At 69.0% G+C, this 16,838-nt stretch carries 10 protein-coding genes; 3 read left to right on the top strand and 7 right to left on the bottom strand.

Annotated features, from left to right (window positions below; translation table 11 throughout):
* Window positions 1–31: 31 nt before the first annotated feature.
* From mnmC to fusA, 3 genes are all read left to right on the top strand, one after another.
* Window positions 32–1,876 (top strand): bifunctional tRNA (5-methylaminomethyl-2-thiouridine)(34)-methyltransferase MnmD/FAD-dependent 5-carboxymethylaminomethyl-2-thiouridine(34) oxidoreductase MnmC, encoded by a 1,845-nt coding sequence (gene mnmC, locus ACTFO6_RS12895; RefSeq protein ID WP_439934856.1) that lies wholly within the window; start codon window positions 32–34, stop codon window positions 1,874–1,876.
* 94 nt (window positions 1,877–1,970) lie between these two features.
* Window positions 1,971–2,549: an elongation factor P gene (locus tag ACTFO6_RS12900; protein ID WP_439934857.1), complete on the top strand. Its 579-nt coding sequence runs from the start codon at window positions 1,971–1,973 to the stop codon at window positions 2,547–2,549.
* A gap of 47 nt (window positions 2,550–2,596) precedes the next feature.
* A complete protein-coding gene (gene fusA, locus ACTFO6_RS12905) occupies window positions 2,597–4,693 on the top strand; it encodes an elongation factor G (RefSeq protein WP_439934858.1) in 2,097 nt (698 codons plus the stop codon).
* Between the two features lie 6 nt (window positions 4,694–4,699).
* Here fusA and ACTFO6_RS12910 read toward each other — a convergent pair whose 3' ends face one another.
* From ACTFO6_RS12910 to ACTFO6_RS12940, 7 genes are all read right to left on the bottom strand, one after another.
* Entirely contained in the window at window positions 4,700–6,007 is a 1,308-nt protein-coding gene (locus ACTFO6_RS12910; RefSeq protein ID WP_439934859.1) for an amidase, read from the bottom strand.
* Window positions 6,008–6,074: 67 nt separating this feature from the next.
* Window positions 6,075–11,438, bottom strand: a complete 5,364-nt coding sequence (locus tag ACTFO6_RS12915; protein ID WP_439934860.1) for an Hpt domain-containing protein — start codon at window positions 11,436–11,438, stop codon at window positions 6,075–6,077.
* A 12-nt stretch (window positions 11,439–11,450) separates the two neighbouring features.
* Window positions 11,451–13,631: a methyl-accepting chemotaxis protein gene (locus ACTFO6_RS12920; RefSeq protein WP_439934861.1), complete on the bottom strand. Its 2,181-nt coding sequence runs from the start codon at window positions 13,629–13,631 to the stop codon at window positions 11,451–11,453.
* Between the two features lie 34 nt (window positions 13,632–13,665).
* Entirely contained in the window at window positions 13,666–14,199 is a 534-nt protein-coding gene (locus ACTFO6_RS12925) for a chemotaxis protein CheW (RefSeq protein ID WP_439934862.1), read from the bottom strand.
* Between the two features lie 26 nt (window positions 14,200–14,225).
* Window positions 14,226–14,591: a response regulator gene (locus tag ACTFO6_RS12930; RefSeq protein WP_439934863.1), complete on the bottom strand. Its 366-nt coding sequence runs from the start codon at window positions 14,589–14,591 to the stop codon at window positions 14,226–14,228.
* Window positions 14,563–14,967: a response regulator gene (locus ACTFO6_RS12935; RefSeq protein WP_439934864.1), complete on the bottom strand. Its 405-nt coding sequence runs from the start codon at window positions 14,965–14,967 to the stop codon at window positions 14,563–14,565. The genes ACTFO6_RS12930 and ACTFO6_RS12935 overlap by 29 nt, the downstream gene beginning before the upstream one ends.
* Before the next feature lie 556 nt (window positions 14,968–15,523).
* On the bottom strand, window positions 15,524–16,834 hold the full coding sequence (locus ACTFO6_RS12940) for a serine/threonine-protein kinase (RefSeq protein WP_439934865.1): 1,311 nt from the start codon (window positions 16,832–16,834) through the stop codon (window positions 15,524–15,526).
* Window positions 16,835–16,838 lie beyond the last annotated feature (4 nt).

Genomic DNA, 16,838 nt, shown 5'->3' on the forward strand with positions numbered 1-16,838 from the left:
ATCTAACCTGTGGTCACCCGAACCGACGCCCGTGGTTCCCGCCCGGGTGCGTTTCGGCGAGGACGGCGCGCCCTTTTCCCTGGACTACGAAGACGTCTATTACTCCGCGAGCGGGGGGCTCGCCGAGACGGTGCACGTCTTTCTCCAGGGCAACGGGCTGCCGGCGCGGTTCCGCGGCGCCGGGACGTTCACCATCGTGGAGACCGGTTTCGGCACCGGCCTCAACTTCCTCGCCACCTGGGACGCCTGGCGGGCGAGCGCGCCCGCAGGCGCCCGGCTGCACTTCGTGTCGGTGGAAAAACATCCCCTCACTCCGAGGGACCTGGAGGCGGCCCACCGCCGCTTCCCCGAGCTTGCCGCCCTGGCGCGGGCGCTTATTGCCCGCTATCCGCCCCTCCTTCCCGGCTTCCACCGGCGCGCCTTCGAGGACGGGCGGGTGACGCTCACCCTCTGCTTCGGGGAGGCCGCCACCATGCTCTCCTCGCTGGAGGCCCGGGCGGATGCCTTCTACTTGGACGGCTTCGCGCCGGCCAAGAACCCCCGGATGTGGAGCGAGGCGGTGTTCCGCGAGCTCACCCGGCTCGCCGCCCCGGGGGCCACCGCCGCCACCTACACGGTGGCGGGGGAAGTGAGGCGGGGTCTCGCCGCCGCGGGCTTCGAAGGGCACAAGCGCCCGGGATTCGGGCGCAAGCGGGAGATGCTGGCGGCGCGTTTTGCGAGCGGTGCGGCGTCCCCCCAGGCGGTGACCCGGGAGGCCCTGGTCATCGGCGCGGGCCTTGCCGGTACGGGTTGTGCCGAGCGGCTGGCGGCCCGGGGTTTCCGCGTGAGCCTGGTGGAACGCCATCCGGCGACGGCCCGGGAGGCGTCGGCCAACCCCGCCGGCGTGTTGCGCCCCGCCGTTTCGCCCCGCTGGAACCCTCTGGCTCGGTTCACCTGCGCCGCCAGCGGCTACGCCTGGGCCCAGTTGGAGGATCTGGCGGAGGCGCATCCGCGGCCCGCCTGGGCGGCTACCGGCGCGCTGCAGCTTCCCAGGGGCCCGCGGCATCTCGCCCAGTTGCGCGATGCGGTCGAACGGTTGCCCGCGGACTTTGCCCGGCTCGTGGATGGGGAGGAAGGCGCCCGTCTCGTGGGCGCCGCGGTGAACGGGGAAGGGGTCTGGTACTCCTGGGCCGGCTGGGCCAGAGGGGCGAGCGTGTGCGAAGCGCGGCTGGCCGCCGCGGGCGAGCGGGTGCTGTCCGTGTTCGGCCAGGAGGCGGTGCACCTGGTCCGCCGGGACGGGTGCTGGCAGGCCTGGTCCGCGGACGGGCGCCTCATCGCCCAGGCGGCGATGGCCGTGCTGGCCAATGGCTTCCAGGCGCGCGGGTTTTTCCCCGCTTCCAGGCTGCCCCTGCGGCCGGTGCGGGGGCAATCCACCCTGCTGCCGGAGCGGCCGGACCGGCCGCTCCGGGCCGTGGTGTGCCGGGAAGGCTGCATCACCCCCGCCCATGACGGTTTCCACTGCCTGGGCGCCACCTTCGGAGAAGACGATCCCGACCCCAGTATCCGGGTCGAAGATCATGCCGACAACCTGCGGCGCCTGGAACGGATGCTGCCTGGCTACGGGTCGGGCTGGAATCCGGCCGACCTCAAGGGATGGGTGGGTTTCCGCCCGGTGAGCGCCGACCGGCTGCCCATCGTCGGCGCCCTGGGCGAGGACCTCTACGTGTGTACGGGGCTGGGCGCCCGGGGTCTCGCCTGGTCCGCCCTGGCGGGGGAGCTCGTGGCCAGCCAGGCGAGCGGCGAGCCGCTTCCCCTGGAGCGGGATCTGGTGCAGGCCCTCGCGCCCCAGCGGTTCGCCGTCGACCGGCTTATGGCTGCGGCGCCGGGCGACCCCTGAGGGTTCCCGCGGGAGGGAGAAGCCGTTAGAGTGGGAGAGGAAAAAAGGACACGGGAGAACGGCCCCCTGGCGGGATTGGACGGAGGCGGACGAGATGATCGAGGCAGCCGAGCTCAAAGCAGGGACCGCGGTCAGACTGGACGGCGAGATCTACAACGTCCTGAGCGCCGGATACCACGCCGGCGGCGGCCAGTTCGGAGGCATGGTGTTCGTCCGGCTGAAGAACCTGAGGACGAATCACGTAAGGGAGTTGCGCTTCCACCCGGATGACAAGCTGGAGGACGTCGCCCTGGAGCGCCAGGTGATGGAGTACCTCTACACCGACGGGGACGCGTTCTACTTCATGCACCCCGAAACCTTCGAACAGTTGAGCTTCTCGAAGGAGGCGATCGGGCCCTACGAGAAGTTCCTGCAGCCCAACATGCGTATCCCGGTGGAGCTGTTCGAAGGCGCGCCCATCCGGGTGGTGTTCCCCGAGACGGTGGAGCTCAAGGTGGTTCTGGCGCCGCCGGGCCTGCGGGAGCACGAAACCGCCACCTACAAGACCGTGGTGCTGGAAAACGGCCTGGAGGTGCTCGCGCCCCAATTCATCAAGGAAGGGGACGTCGTGAGGGTGGAGGTAGCCACCGGAAAATACCTGGAGCGGGTCCGGCGAGAAGGCAAGAAGGGGTGAAGCCGGGCAACGCCCGCGAGCCGCGATGGAGCAATAGATTCGTCGCCATGGGCCCCCGCACTGCCCAGCTCCGCAACATCGGCATCGTGGCCCACATCGACGCGGGCAAGACCACCCTCACCGACCGCATCCTGTATTACACCGGCCGCACCCATCGCCTGGGCTCCGTGGACGACGGCACCACGGTCACGGACTGGATGGAGCAGGAGCGGGAGCGGGGCATCACCATCGTGGCCGCCGCCGTCACCGCCCGCTGGCGGGACCGTCTCATCAACCTGATCGACACCCCGGGCCACATCGACTTCACGGCGGAGGTGCAGCGGTCGCTCCGGGTGCTGGACGGGGCCGTGGTGGTGTTCGACGCCGTGCACGGGGTGCAGCCGCAAAGCGAGACGGTGTGGCGCCAGGCGGACCGCTATCGGGTGCCGCGCATCGCTTTCGTGAACAAGATGGACCGGGTCGGGGCGAGCTACGAGCGCACCGTGGCGAGCATCGCCGAGCGCCTGGGAGTGCAACCCGCCCGCGTGCACCTGCCCCTGGGCCGGGAGGCTTCGTTCCGCGGCGTGATCGACCTGATCGAGATGCGGGCCATGGCCTGGCCCGATAGCGCGGGCGGGAAGCCCGAGGTCGGCGAGCCGCCCCCCGAGTACCTGGCGGCGGCCGAGGAGGCCCGCGCGGAACTGGTGGAGCGCCTGGCGGAGGCTGACGACGCCCTGCTCGCCCAGTACGTGGCGGGCGAAGCCCTTGCCCCGGAAGCGCTGAGGGCGGCGCTGCGCCGGGCGACCCTGGCGAACCGCCTGTTTCCCGTGCTCTGCGGCTCGGCCCTGCGCAACGTGGGCATCGAGCCCCTGCTCGACGCGGTGGTGGACTTCCTGCCGTCTCCCTTGGACCTGGGCGCCGTTCACGGGACCGACCCCGCCACCGGCAAGACCATCGCCCTGGAACCGGACGAGGACGCACCTCTGGCGGCCCTGGCTTTCAAGCTCGTGAACGATCCCTACATGGGGCACCTGGCCTACGTGCGGCTCTATTCCGGCACCCTGCGCCCCGGGATGGCGCTGCTCAACGCCACCCGGGGGCAAAAGGAGCGGGCCGGGCGGGTGCTGCGCATGTACGCCAATCAGCGGGAAGACGTGGACGTCCTCAAGGCGGGCGACATCGGCGCCGTGCTGGGGCTCAACCGCACCTACACGGGGGATACCCTGTGCGCGCCGCAGCGGCCGGTGGTGCTGGAGCCCATCGGCTTCCCCCAGCCGGTGATCCGGGCCACGGTGGAGCCCCGCACCATGGCGGACCACGATCGCATGATGGAGGGGCTGCGGCGCCTGGCGGACGAGGACCCCACCTTCCAGCTCACCCTGGACGAGGACACAGGCCAGGTCGTGCTGAGCGGCATGGGGGAGCTGCAACTGGAAGTGCTGGTGGAGCGGCTGCGCCGGGAGCACGGGGTGGAGGTGCGCATGGGACGGCCGCGGGTCGCGTACAAGGAGACCATTTCTCGTCCCGTGTTCGGCGTCGAAGGACGGTTCGTCCGGCAGACGGGCGGCCGAGGCCAGTACGGCCATGTGATCCTGGCGCTGCGGCCCGGCAAGCCCGGCAGCGGCATTCGCTTCGCGAACCAGGCGGCCGGAGGCGCCGTTCCCCGCCAGTTCCTTCCCGCCGTGGAGCAGGGGGTCCGGGACGCGGCGCGCTCCGGCGCTCTTGCCGGCTTTGAGGTGACCGACGTGGAGGTGACGCTGGAGGGCGGCTCGAGCCATCCGGTGGATTCCAGCGAGCTTGCCTTCCGCACCGCCGCGAGCCTCGCCTTCCGGGAAGCGTTGCACCAGGCGCAGCCCATCCTGCTGGAGCCCATCGGACGCATCGAGGTTCTGGTGCCCGCCGAGTACACCGGCGCCGTGCTGGGCCAACTCGCCGCCCGCCGGGCGGAGATCGCTTCGGTGGAGCCCCATCCCGGCGGCATGGAGGCGATCGGCGGGCGGGTGCCCCTGGCAGAGATGTTCGGTTACGTGACCGAGCTGCGCTCGGCGACCCAGGGACGGGGACTCTTCACCCTGGAATTCGAGGGCTACGCTCCGGTGGACCCGACCATCGCCGGCCTTTCCCTGGGGGCCTACGGCACTGCCCGGGTACCGCCACCCCGATAGGGAGAATCAAGAAGAGGCGGCCAGGATCTTGCGCGCGGCGGAGAGCAGGAGGCCTTCCTGGCCGTGCCCGGCAACAAGCTGGACGCCCACGGGCAGCCCGTCATGGCGAGCGCAGGGAACCGCCAGCGCGGGCAGCCCCGTCACGGTGGCAAGGCCTTGGAGGAGGGGCGAGCCCGTCCCTTCCTCGATCGGCGGTGCCACGTCGTCCACCGCTGCGGTAACCATCACCGTGCCCGGGGTCAGCATGGCGGCCAATTGTTCGCCGAATTGCCGGGCTAGCCTGAGGGCCCGGGCGTGCTCTCCATCGGTTACGGCTCGGCCACGGTCCACCAGCGCCCGCATAGGCTCGCTCATGCGCTCGCCATGGAGATCCCGGTCGGTCCCATGATGCCGGGCAATGCCGCGGCAGAGCAGGGTGTGGGCAACCCACTCGATCCGGTCGAAGTCCGGGGGCAATTCGATCCGCGACACCGGAAGCCCGGCCTTGCGCAGCGAGGACACGGCTTGTTGCACGGCGGCGGCGCTCCCGCGCCCCACGCGGCTGCGCAGCGGTCCGATCGCCTCCAGCACATGGGAGGGCGGCGCCGTGGCGTCGTCGGGCGGAGCGATAGGACGCGAGTAGGGATCTCCGGGCTCGCGGCCGAACAGCACGCGGCAGGCAGTCGCGATGTCATCCGCGGTGCGGGCGATGGGACCCGCGTGGTCCAGCTCTTCCGCCAGGGGCATGCAGCCCTGGATGCTGATGGCGCCCTTGGTGGGTTTCAGCCCCAATACCCCGCAGTAGATGGACGGCCTGACGATGGAGCCGATGCTTTGGGAACCCAGGGCGAGGGGGACCATTCCGGCCGCCACCGCTGCCGCCGATCCGCTGGATGAGCCTCCCGGGGAGCGGGACGGATCGTGGGGGTTGGTGGTCGGTCCTGCTGCGGCGACAGCGTACTCGGTGGACACCACCGTGCCCAGGACGACGGCGCCTGCTTTTTTGAGGCGCGCCACCGCCGGCGCGTCGGCGGAGGGAATGCGATAGGAATGGATCGGCGTGCCCCAGGCGCAGCGATAACCCGCCACGTCGAAGATCTCTTTGATGGCGACGGGCACGCCGAACAAGGGCTCGTCGTCCCGGGGTCCGCGAGCGTCCAGCGCCCTCGCTCGGGCGAGGGCGACATCGGCCTGCAGGTCGACGAAGGCGCGCACCTCGGGCTCGCGCTCGGCGATGCGCTCGAGACACGCCCGCACCAGCGCTTCGCTGGTCAGCCGGCCTTTGCGGATGGCGGCGACGGCGGCGGTGGCGCTCAAATCCGCTGGGTGGGGCATCGGCGGTCGGCTCGGCTCCTTTCCGCGCCATGCTGCAGGCGCGCCGACCGCCCGTCAAGGGGCGGAGTTATTGCACGGAAGCGGCAGGCCGGGTGAACCTGGCGATGTGTCCGAGCAGCTCGTCTTCCCGGTAGGGCTTGCCCAGGTACACGTTCACCCCGAGCTGCAGCGCGTGCCGGCGGTGCTTGTCGGCCAGGCGCGAGGTGATCATGATGATGGGCACGGGGGCGGTGCGGGGATCGGAGCGCACCTGCTTGGTCAGCTCGAAGCCGTCCATCCGGGGCATCTCGATGTCCACCAGCATGACGTCGGGTACGGCCTCCTGCAGGCGCTGCAACGCGTCCAGGCCGTCCTTGGCGGTGACCACCCGGAACCCGTGCCGCTGCAGGAAGCGGCCCGTCACGTTGCGCACGGTGAGGGAGTCGTCCACCACCAGGATGAGGGGAGCCTCCGCCTGGCGGCCGGCGGCCACCTCCACCGCCGTGACGGCGGCCCCGGTCCGGCGCTCGGCGAGGCGCACCGGGCTGAGCAGCAAGACCACTTCCCCGTTCGGGAGCACCGTGGCCCCGGCGATGCCGGGAGCCCGGGAGAGCTGGGGGCCCATCTTCTTGAGCACCACGTCCTGGCTGCCGCCGAGCCCGTCCACCAGCACCGCCGCCCGGCCCTCGCCGCTGCGAAGCAGCAGCACGTAGTTGCGGGCCTGGGGCTCGATCCGGGCGGCGTCGTTGCCCAGCAGCCGGGGCAGGTAATGGAGGGGATAGCGGTGCTCCAGCCACTGGATCGAGCCTGCGGCGAAGAGGCTTTCCACGGCGTCTGGGCCGTGCTCCTGCACCTGCTCCACCATGTTGGCCAGGATGCCCCAGGTGCGTCCTGCGGCGGCGACCAGCAGGACCCGGGTGACCGCCAGGGTGAGGGGCACCCGCAGGGTGAAGGTCGCGCCTCGGCCGGGTTCCGAGGCGACGTCGATGCGCCCGCCCAGGGCCTGGATCTCGTTGCTCACCACGTCCATGCCGACGCCGCGCCCGGCGATTTCGGTGACCGTCTCCGCGGTGGAAAACCCGGGCCGGAAGATGAGCTGGGCCAGCTCGGCGTCGGAGAGCTCCCGCTGCGGCTCGATCAACCCCAGCTTCGCCGCCTTGTCCCGGATCGCCGGGAGGTTTAGGCCCGCCCCGTCGTCGCTCACTTGGATGACGATGTCATTGATTTCCTGGCGCAGCGCCAACTGGATCCGCCCCGTCTCCGGCTTGCCGGCGGCGGCGCGCAGCTTCCCGGGCTCGACGCCGTGGGCCACGGCGTTGCGCAGCAGGTGCTCCAGGGGCGCCACGATTTTCTCCAGCACGCCCCGGTCGATCTCCACCTGGCCGCCGGAGATCTCGAGCTGGGCCCGCTTGCCCAGCTCGCGGGCGCTCTGGCGCACCACCCGGTGGAGGCGCTCCGCCACCCGCTGGAACGGTACCGTGCGCAGGTGCATGAGGTCGTCCTGGAGCCGGCGGTTGAGCCGGGACTGGGCAGAAAGCGCCGCGTTGATCTCGTCTAGGCCGGCCAGCAGGTTCTGCTGCACGGTGCTCACGTCGTGCACGCTCTCCGCCATGAGGCGGGTCAACTCCTGGAAGCGGGTATAGCGGTCGAACTCGAGGGGGTCGAAGCCCTCGTCCTTCTCCTGGGCCAGGGTCAGCCTCGCCTGCAGGCGGGATTCCGCCTGGATCTCGATCTCGCGCAACTGAGCCTTGAGCCGAGCCACGCTGTCGGTGAGCTCGAGCAGGATCTGCTTGAAGCTGCGCGCCTCCACCTCGATGCGGGCGCGGGTGATGCTGATCTCCCCGGCCTGGTTCACCAGGTGATCAACGGTATCGGCGGCGACCCGGATCTGGGCGGCTCCCGCCGAGAGCTCTTCCAGGACGGACGGCGGAGCCGGTTCGGTGGCCGCCTTGCTCGCATCCGCCGAAGGCGCCGGGGTCGGCTCCGGCCCGGCCGTGGCGGCGCTCTCTTGGGCGAGCTCGGGCGCTCCGGCGCTGCCGCGCTCCAAGCCCTCCAGGGCGGCGACCAGCCGGTCGAGCTCGCCCTCCAGTCGCTCGAAGAGGGCGGGGGAGAAGTCTGCGTCCTCCGCCGCTGCCTCCACCTCGCTCTCCATGAGGTGCACCAGCTCGGCGAGGCGCATGGCCCCGGCCATGCGGGCGCTGCCTTTGAGGGTGTGCAGGACCCGCCGCAACGACTGGGAGGCCTGCAAGTCGCCGGGCTCGGCGCGCAAATGGCGCAGATCCTCGCCCAAGAGGGGCACCAGCTCGTGGGCCTCCTCCAGGAAGATGGGCAGGAGCTGGGGGTCGATGTCGTCCCTGACCAGCCGGCGGTCCTGGCCGGAGGACGCTGGGGAAAGCGCGGAGCTCGCAGTGGGGGCCGGGACCGCGGCGGCGGCAGCGACCTGGATTTCCTCGTTCCAGGCGTGGAGGGCGTCGATCAGGGCGGTGGCCGGCCGTGGAAGGGTTCGGCTTTCCACTTGGGTCACGGCTTGGTCCAGGGTCTCCACCGCCTGGGCGAGCAGGGCCGTCGGCAGCTCCCCGCAGACGACTCGATGGGCTTGCCAGGCGGACAAGGCTCGTTCCAGGGCGGCGGCCAGGGCGTCGATCGCCGCCAGCCCTGCGGTGCGGGAAGAACCGGCCAGGGTATGGGCTCCCCGCAGGAGGGCTTCCGGCAGAGCCTCGCCGGGATGACGGGCCAGATCCTCCAGCCCCCTTTTCAGGACATCTACCCATTGGCGCGCCTCCTGCAAGTACACCTGGTACAGGGACGGGGACAGGGTCATTTCGCCGATGACGACGGGCGCCTCCCCGGGCGGGGGCTCCACGGCCGGAGCGGCGGGCCGGAGGAAATCCAGCTCATCTGGTGCATCGCCGACGGATTGTGGGGCTGGGCTGCCATGGCTTACGGCCTCCGGGACCTGGCCAAGGGCCTCTTGGCTCTGGCCAACGGCCTCCAGGGCCTGATCGAGGGCCTCTACCGGCGGGCCGGGGGTCCCTGAAATCTGGCCGACGGCGATCTCCTCGGGTGTTCGGGCGGACGCAGCCGTTTTGGGCGTCGGGTTGGCGGCGGGCCGGGAAGCGGAGACCGCCGCCGCGGGGCGGGGCGGGGCTCCCGCTTCCACCGCCCGAAGCAGGGCGGAAGCCCCCTCCGCGAGCCTCGTCCGGTCGACGCGGACACGGCCCTCGCCCGCCAGCTCGGCGATCCAGCCATCGAAGGCGGCACGGGCTTCAGCCAGGTAATCGAGCAGCTCCCCGCTCGCCTCCCGCTCCAGCTTGAGCCACTGGTTCATCATGTTCTCGACGGTCCAGGCGGCCTCGCCCAGATGGGGAAGCCCGGCCATCCGACCGCTTCCCTTGAGGGTATGGAAGCTGCGGCGCAGCGCCGTGAGCGCTTCCCGATCTTCCGGCCGCGCCCGGCAGGCGGCCAGGTTTTCGGCGATGGCCGTGAGGATCTCCCGCGCTTCTTCGAGGAAGACTTCCACGATCTCCCGGTCTCCGGCAGCCGCGCTGTCGGTGAAGTCGCCATGGCTGCTTGGGATATCCCCTGGCGAGGGGGATGGGGCGGCCGTCGCCCGGGCTTGGGCCGGGAGTGGCGCGGAAACGCCGGCGCTTCCCGGCTCGAGTTCGGCGGGGGCGAAGGAGCCCTCGGCTGCGAGCGCCGCAATAGAAGAGGCCGGGGAAGATTCCGGGACCGAGGAGGTTTCGGCGCCTTGGGTCGATGGGACCGACCGAAAACGGAATCGGGCCAGTACCGCCTCCACCATCTTCAGCTCCTCGCCGCCATCGTGGGGGAGGGCTTGAACGTAGAACCCCAGGCTGCTCAAGCCATCGGCGAGCAGGGTGACCTCGTCCTGGCTGGGCGTTTGGCTGCGATCCGCCAGCAAGGCCACCACTGCGGTGCAGTGCTCCAGCAATTCCGCCGCCGGCTCTAAGCCCAGCATGCGCAGCGCCCCGATAACGTGGCGCAGGAACGGCTCCAGCCCGCCGAGCTGAGACTCGTTCCCAGTGCCGCGGAAATAGCCGTCCAGCACCTGCTCCACGTGCTGGAGGTTGGCCCGCATCTCCCGCGCCACCTGGGCGATCGGCTCGGCCTCGTCGTTGCGCTGCCCGAGCCCGGCCAGGGCCGGATCGGCGGCTTCGCTGGGGCGTCCGGAGAGGGCGTTAAGCAGGCGCCCGGTGATGGCTTCCACCTTCGCCTCGATCTGGGGCGTGAGGGAAGTGAAACGCTCCAGGGCATGCTCGGCGGCGAGCAGGGCGGTGGCCATCTCCATGGCGATCAACGCTTGCCGCTCCCGGCTCTGGGCCTTGAGCACCATGGAAACCCGCTTGATCAGCTCCGCCAGCTCCAGCAAGGGGTGGTTGCCCAGGTCCGCAGCCAGGTCGCGGAAGCGGCCGGCGGAGGTACGGAAGTCGGCCAGGGATTTCTGTTCGCCCGCGCTGTAGCTGGCCCAGGCCGCCTTGGCTTCCGCCAGCGCCTCGTGGGCTTGCTTGAGCAGGGGCCCCACCCGCTCCGTATCCAGTTCCAGCAACCCGGCGATGCCGGGGGGAGCGGCGTAGCGCTCCAGATGGTACAAGCTCTGGATCTCCTTTAGCCGGGGCGTTACCGGCTCGCAGCGAGCGAGGTGATAAAGGATGTCCCGCAGCAAGGTTTCGGGCGCTGCGTCCTTGCCCGCGGCGAAGGCCGCCATCTGCAGGTCGATGCGGGCGCAGAGCTTCTTGAGCTCGTCGTCAGCGGGCAGGGCTTCCCGCAGCAAGACCTCCACCAGGCCGCCGGCGAGCCACCACAGGCGCCGATCGTGGGGTTGAGGCTGGGCCCGCTCCACCTCCTGCAGTGCCCGGACCATGATTTCCAGTCCTTCGACGGATCCCCGCAGCCATTGGAGCATTCCCCGCTGGTAGGCGGCCCGTTGCAGCTTGACTGTGGCGATGAGGGCCGGTCCGGACGTGGCCTGGCCGCCCGGCAGGGGCGGGGGCAGCAGGCTCAGGTCGGGGTAGAACAGCTCCTTGTCCTCCACCCGGCGGCCGCGGGAGCGGGCGAGTTCCCGCAGGGTGGGCATCAGGCTCATGGGCTGATCCGGCTCGCCGCGGGCCACGTCGGTCAGGTACTGGGTCACCGTGGACACCGCCCGTTCCAGGAGGGCCTGGATCGCCCCGGTCGGGGCCACGCGCCGGGTGCCCAGGTCCTCGAGTACGCTGTCCACCTCGGTCATGAAACGTGCAAGCCCCTCCATGCCGATCATGCTGAGCGCGCCGATCGCCTCCCGCAGGCTGCCCCGGGCGGTGGCCAGCTCCTCCGAGGCTTCCGGTGAAGGAAAGTAGCGCGCGAGGGACGCGCCCACCCGTTCCAGGGCGACATCGATTTCCGGCTTGACCCAGGTGAGCGGGCCGGTTTGGAAGGAGAGGTTCGCGCTCATGATGGAGGGCTGTCAGACCTTGAAGCCGGACACGGAGACCTTGAGCTTCTGGGCCAGCTCGTAGATCTGGCCCATGGATTCGGCCGTCCACTTGGTGCCCTTGGTGGTCTGCTGGGTGATGTGGAGAATGTCCCGCATGTTCTTGGCCACCCCCTGGGCGGCTTGCAATTGATCCTCGGTGGCGCGGGTGATCTGGGCCACCAGGTCCGCCAGGCGCTTGGACACCTCGTTGATCTCCTGGAGGGCCTGGCCGGCGGCGTCGGTGAGCTTTGCTCCCTCGACCACGCCCATGGTGCTCTTCTCCATGGCCACCACGGCGTCGTGGGTGTCGCTTTGAATCGTGCGCACGATGGCGCCGATCTGCTTGGTCGCCTCGGCGGAGCGCTCGGCGAGGCGCTGCACTTCCTCCGCTACCACCGTGAAGCCCCGGCCGGCCTCGCCGGCGGCCGCGGCTTGGATCGCGGCGTTGAGCGCCAGCACGTTGGTCTGCTCGGTGATGCCGGCGATCAACTGCACGATCTCGCCGATCTCTTGCGAGCTTTCTCCCAGGCGCTTGATCCGCTTGGAGGTCTCCTGGATCTGCTCGCGCAGGGCGTCCATGCTGGCGATGGACTCGTGCACCGCGTGGGCGCCTTTTTCTGAGGCGGCGAGGGACTGCTCGGCCACCTGGGCGCACTGCTGGGCGTTGGCCGAGACCGTGTCCATGGAGGAGGCCATCTGCAGCACCGAGCTGGTGGTGGCCTGGATCTCCTTGGCCTGCTTCTCGGTCACTTGCAGCAACTGGCTGGAGACGGCCCGTCCCTGGCGAGTGGATTCGGTGAGCTGGCTCGCCGCCTGGTTGATCTGGTTGACCAGGCCGCGCAGCTCGTCGATGGCGTAGTTCACGGCGTCGGCGATGGCGCCGGTCATGTCTTCCGTCACCCGGGCGTGACGGGTCAGATCGCCCTCGGCGAGCTGGGACATGTCGTCCAGCAAGCGCAGAATCGCCTGCTCGTTGCGGCTGTTCGCCCGCTCGTTCTCCACAGCGCGCCGCCGGGCGTCGTCGAGGTGAACCTTTCCCATCAATCCGAGGAAAGTCAGGGTGAGCAGCGCGAACAGCAGACCGGCCCCGGTCGCCCCGTAGCCGGCGCCCTGTTGCTTGTAAGTCTCGGTGAGTTTCCCGAGGGAACCGAGCAGGGGCTCGCTGCGGGCGGAGACCTTGCGGTACGCTTCCTTCGCCCCGGCAAGCTTGTCCATGTTGTTGACCACGCTCGCGATGTGGCTGCGGAACTCCCTGGTCAGCTCGTGCAGCGGCTTGACGGCCTTTTGCGACAGGGGGTCCTTCAGCGCCACGATGCCCAGCTCGGCGTTGCCATTGACCAGACCCTGGACGATTTCTTCAAAGGCCTTGACGTTGCGTATGAGGTTGAGTGCGACTTGGGGCTCCGGATCGTCCGTGGAGATCTGGCTGTTGGCCTCCAGCAGGTCGAAGTTGGTGACGTCGTAGTAGAGCTGCCGCGCCCTCACCACCGATCTGGGGTCTTCGCCCCGCTCCATGGCGATCACCCCCAGTTGCTGGGAGAGGCTCTTCAGCTTGGGACCCGCCTTGCGGATGAAATCCTCGCTTTCCTTGAGCGTCACCAATCCCTGCTGCTGGGAGAGGATGAGATTGATGTCCTCGGAAATCGGACTCCAGCGGGCGGAGACTTCGGCGATCAGCGGGATCAGCTCGGCGGACGCTCCGGGCAGGGTCGTGCCATGGACTTCGCCCCCGGATTGCAGAACGGTCAGACCGCGGGAGAAGGTGGCGGCGCCGTGCTTCAACTGCCCGAAGGCGTCCGGGTCGCCGCGTGCGGCCTGCTCGGCGAGAATCGCCATGCGCTGAGACCACATTTGCATTTCGGTCGAGACCGCCGTCTGGGCGCGGTTGATGCGGCCCTCCCAGATGACGTAGCCGAAGGTGACTACGGTAAGCGCCAAGGACAGGAGAACCAGAGTGCCCAGAACCACCACCTGGCGCTGGAAGCTCAAGCCCCTCAGCAGCGGCAAGCCCTGGGGTAGTTCGCCGCCCGGCCGGCTGGTCAGCCTGTGGACGAGGCTGAACCAGGCGCTCATCTTCCCGCCCTCTTTCCCTGCAGCCTGCAGGGCAGGTGCGGCCGGTTCAGCGCCGCTGGCTGGCAGGTGGATATCGAGATCCGATGCGACCGATGCCATGGACTTTCTCCCCAATTAAGCTCGTTCGTTACGCCTAAGCATCCCGCAGCTGCGACCCGGAACGACCCACGTCCAGGAAGCGGGGGTCGGATACCAGGCGGCGGATATCCAGCTCTTTCCAATCCCGCCCATCCGGGTCGCGATACCTGGCCACGAGCCAAGGCAACGCCTTTTCGGGCGGGTGTCTTTGGAGCTGCAGGTTGCGCAGCCCCAGGGTGCGACCGATGACGAAGCCGGCGTTTACCCGGAACTTGTGGTGGATCAACACCAAGCGCGCCTCGCTGCCGAGGGCGGTCGCTCCGCGGCCCGCGAAAGCCGCCAGGTCGATGACCGTGTGCAGAGCGCCGCGCACGTTGGCCACGCCGAGAAGCCAATCCTGGGTCAGGGGAATCGGGTATAGGGGCGGCAGCGGAATGACCTCGCTCACGTCGGTGAGCTGCACCACCCAGCGTTCCTCGGCCACCATCATGCCCAGGTACGAGGTCGCCGAACCGTTGGCTGCAGAGTCGCGGATGCGCGCCAGCAGCCTTTCCTGGTACTCCTTCAAGCTCCTGGGCCGGGTTTCCATTGGCGTCTGCGCGGGTCGCGAGGGTTTCAGCCGAGGGCCGAGATCTTCCGCAGAAGGTCGGCCTCCTGGACGGGTTTCACGATGTAGTCCCGGGCTCCCTGGCGCATGCCCCAGATCTTGTCCGTCTCTTGGCCCTTGCTGCTGACGATGATCACGGGGATGTGCTTGGTGTCGTCGTTGCGGGAGATGATGCGGGTCGCCTGGAACCCGTTCGTGCCCGGCATGATCACGTCCATCAGGATCAAGTCCGGCTTGAGCTGGCCGGCCTTGGCGACCGCTTCCTCGCCGCTTTCCGCCGTGTGCACCTCGAACCCGTTCTTCTTGAGCACCTCCGACAGGGCTTGGCGGTCGGTCGCCGAATCCTCAACCACAAGAACTTTTTTGATCGCCATGGGATAACTCCTTGGTTGTGCCGGTCTTCTTTGCGTGGGCCTGGACCGCGTTGACCAGGTCCTCGCGGGTGAACGGTTTGGTCAGGTATTCGTCGGAACCGACCATGCGGCCCCGGGCCCGGTCGAACACGCCGTCCTTGCTGGAGAGCATGATGACGGGGGTGGACCGGAACTTGGGATTGCGTTTGATCAGGGCGCAGGCCTGGTAGCCGTCGAGCCGGGGCATCATGATGTCGATGAAAATGATGTCGGGATGATGCTCGGCGATTTTGGCGAGCGCGGAAAAGCCGTCTTCCGCGACGATCACCTGGCACCCGGCCTGGCTGAGGAACAGTTCGGCGCTGCGGCGGATGGTGTTGCTGTCGTCGATCACCATCACCTTGAGGCCGGTCAGACTGGGGGAGTTCATCCGGCCTTCTCCGCGAACTGCCCTGCATGGGATGAGGAGCGGGGCAGGGGCGTCCAGAAGGCGAGAGAATGCAAACCTCCAATACCGCTAAGTTGACATCCACGCACCCGCCGCCGGGTATCCGCCCGGGCGAGGCGCTTCCTCCAGACTCCGCTACCCATACCTGATTCCCCCCAATTCGAAGGTGCCGGGCTTCGCTCCCAGGCCTCGGGACCGGTTTTCATGGGGGCGCCCTCGATTGTTATCCGGGTCATGTCCCACCCCATGGGGAGAGACCTCGCCCTTGCGGGCGGCCTCCTCCCGAGCTGAAGCCGGAAAGTGCGCTCAGATTGTGGCAAAGCCGCCTTTAGAAAGGCCAGTCGCGGCCGACAGATGGTGCGTTTTCGTGGACGAGCGGCACGGTCATCGGACGCGGCGCGGGGAAACGACCTGCCGGGCAGAGGTTTTCCCTATGCGGCAGGCATGGGGTGGCAGGGAAGGAATGCGGCCGTCGAATTGTTAAAAAGGTTGAGCCCGAAGCGCGTTACCCATTGACCGGGGACTCGGTCGGGGCGTGCCGCCGGTCCAGGCGGTTGACCAGCAGGCGCAGGAACGCCTTGTTGAACTGGGCCTGGCAGGCATCCGATGCCCGATTGAGGGCGGCGGCGGGCAACTCTATCAAGGAGCAATCGGTCAGGGCGGTGATCGAGGTGGTTCGCGCCCGGGAGCTTTCCTCGAAATAGAGCATGAGGCCGAAGCAGTCTCCCGGCCCCAGCCGCTCCAGGGGGGCGCCGTTGCGGGAGACCTGGGCCGTGCCGTCCACCAGGATAAAGCAGGATTCCCCCGCCGTGCCTTCCTGGACGATGAGGCTGTCTTCGGGGACCCGGCGCCAAGTGGCCATCCCCAGCACCTCCCAGATCTGGGAGTCCTCGAACCGCTCGAAAAAAGGCAAGCGCCTGAGGGCGCTGAACTTTTCCGTGTCCGCGGCGGGCTGTCCTGGGGCCTGGAGCTGACCGAACACGGCGGCCAGGTCCCGGGCGAACTCGAGCCAGGTGGGGTAGCGCTCGTGGAGCTCCTTGCCCATCGCCCGCAGCACGATGCGGTCGAGGGCGGGAGGGATGCCGGGCCGGTGGGCGCTGGGGGGCAGGGGCTCTCCGTGCAGGATCTCCTCCATGAGCTTCTCGGTCTCCCGGGAATCGTAGGGCAGCCGGCCGGTCAAGAGCCGGTACATCACCACGCCCAGGGAATAGATGTCCGTCTGGTGGGTGAGATCCTGCTCCCGGATCTGCTCGGGGGACATATAGGCGGGGGAGCCCACGCCGGTCAACTGGGTATGGTCGGCGACCTGGAGAAACGCCGTCCCGAAGTCGGTGATCTTGATCTCCGTGCCCTGGGTGACCAGGATGTTGCCCGGCTTCACGTCCCGGTGGATGACCCCCTGGCGCATGGCGTAATCCAGGGCCCGGCAGCACTTGAAGATGATTTCCACCACCCGGTCCACGGGCAGGAGCCTTTGGGGATCGCAAAACTGCTGCAGGGTGCCGCCCGGGACGTACTCCATCACCAGGTAGCCGAAATCCTCCTCCATGGCGGCGTCATAGATGGCGGCGATGTGGGGGTGCTTGAGCCGGCCCGCCAGGGTGGCCTCGCTCATGAACGCCCGCATGAAGCGCTTGCTTTCGCGGGCGCCCCTCTGGAGCTGAGGGCAAACGACCTTGACCGCCACTTCCCGGCTAGTGAACGGGTCCTGGGCCAAGTACACGCGGCAGGTGGAGCCGCGGCCGAGCTCGCGAATGACCTTGTACTTGCCGACGTATTCGGGGGGAGGCTGGGAACGGTTGTCCGAAGAGGGCATGGGC

Origin of the sequence: Pelomicrobium sp. G1, from assembly GCF_051905455.1 — a bacterium.
Classification (GTDB): domain Bacteria; phylum Pseudomonadota; class Gammaproteobacteria; order Burkholderiales; family UBA6910; genus Pelomicrobium.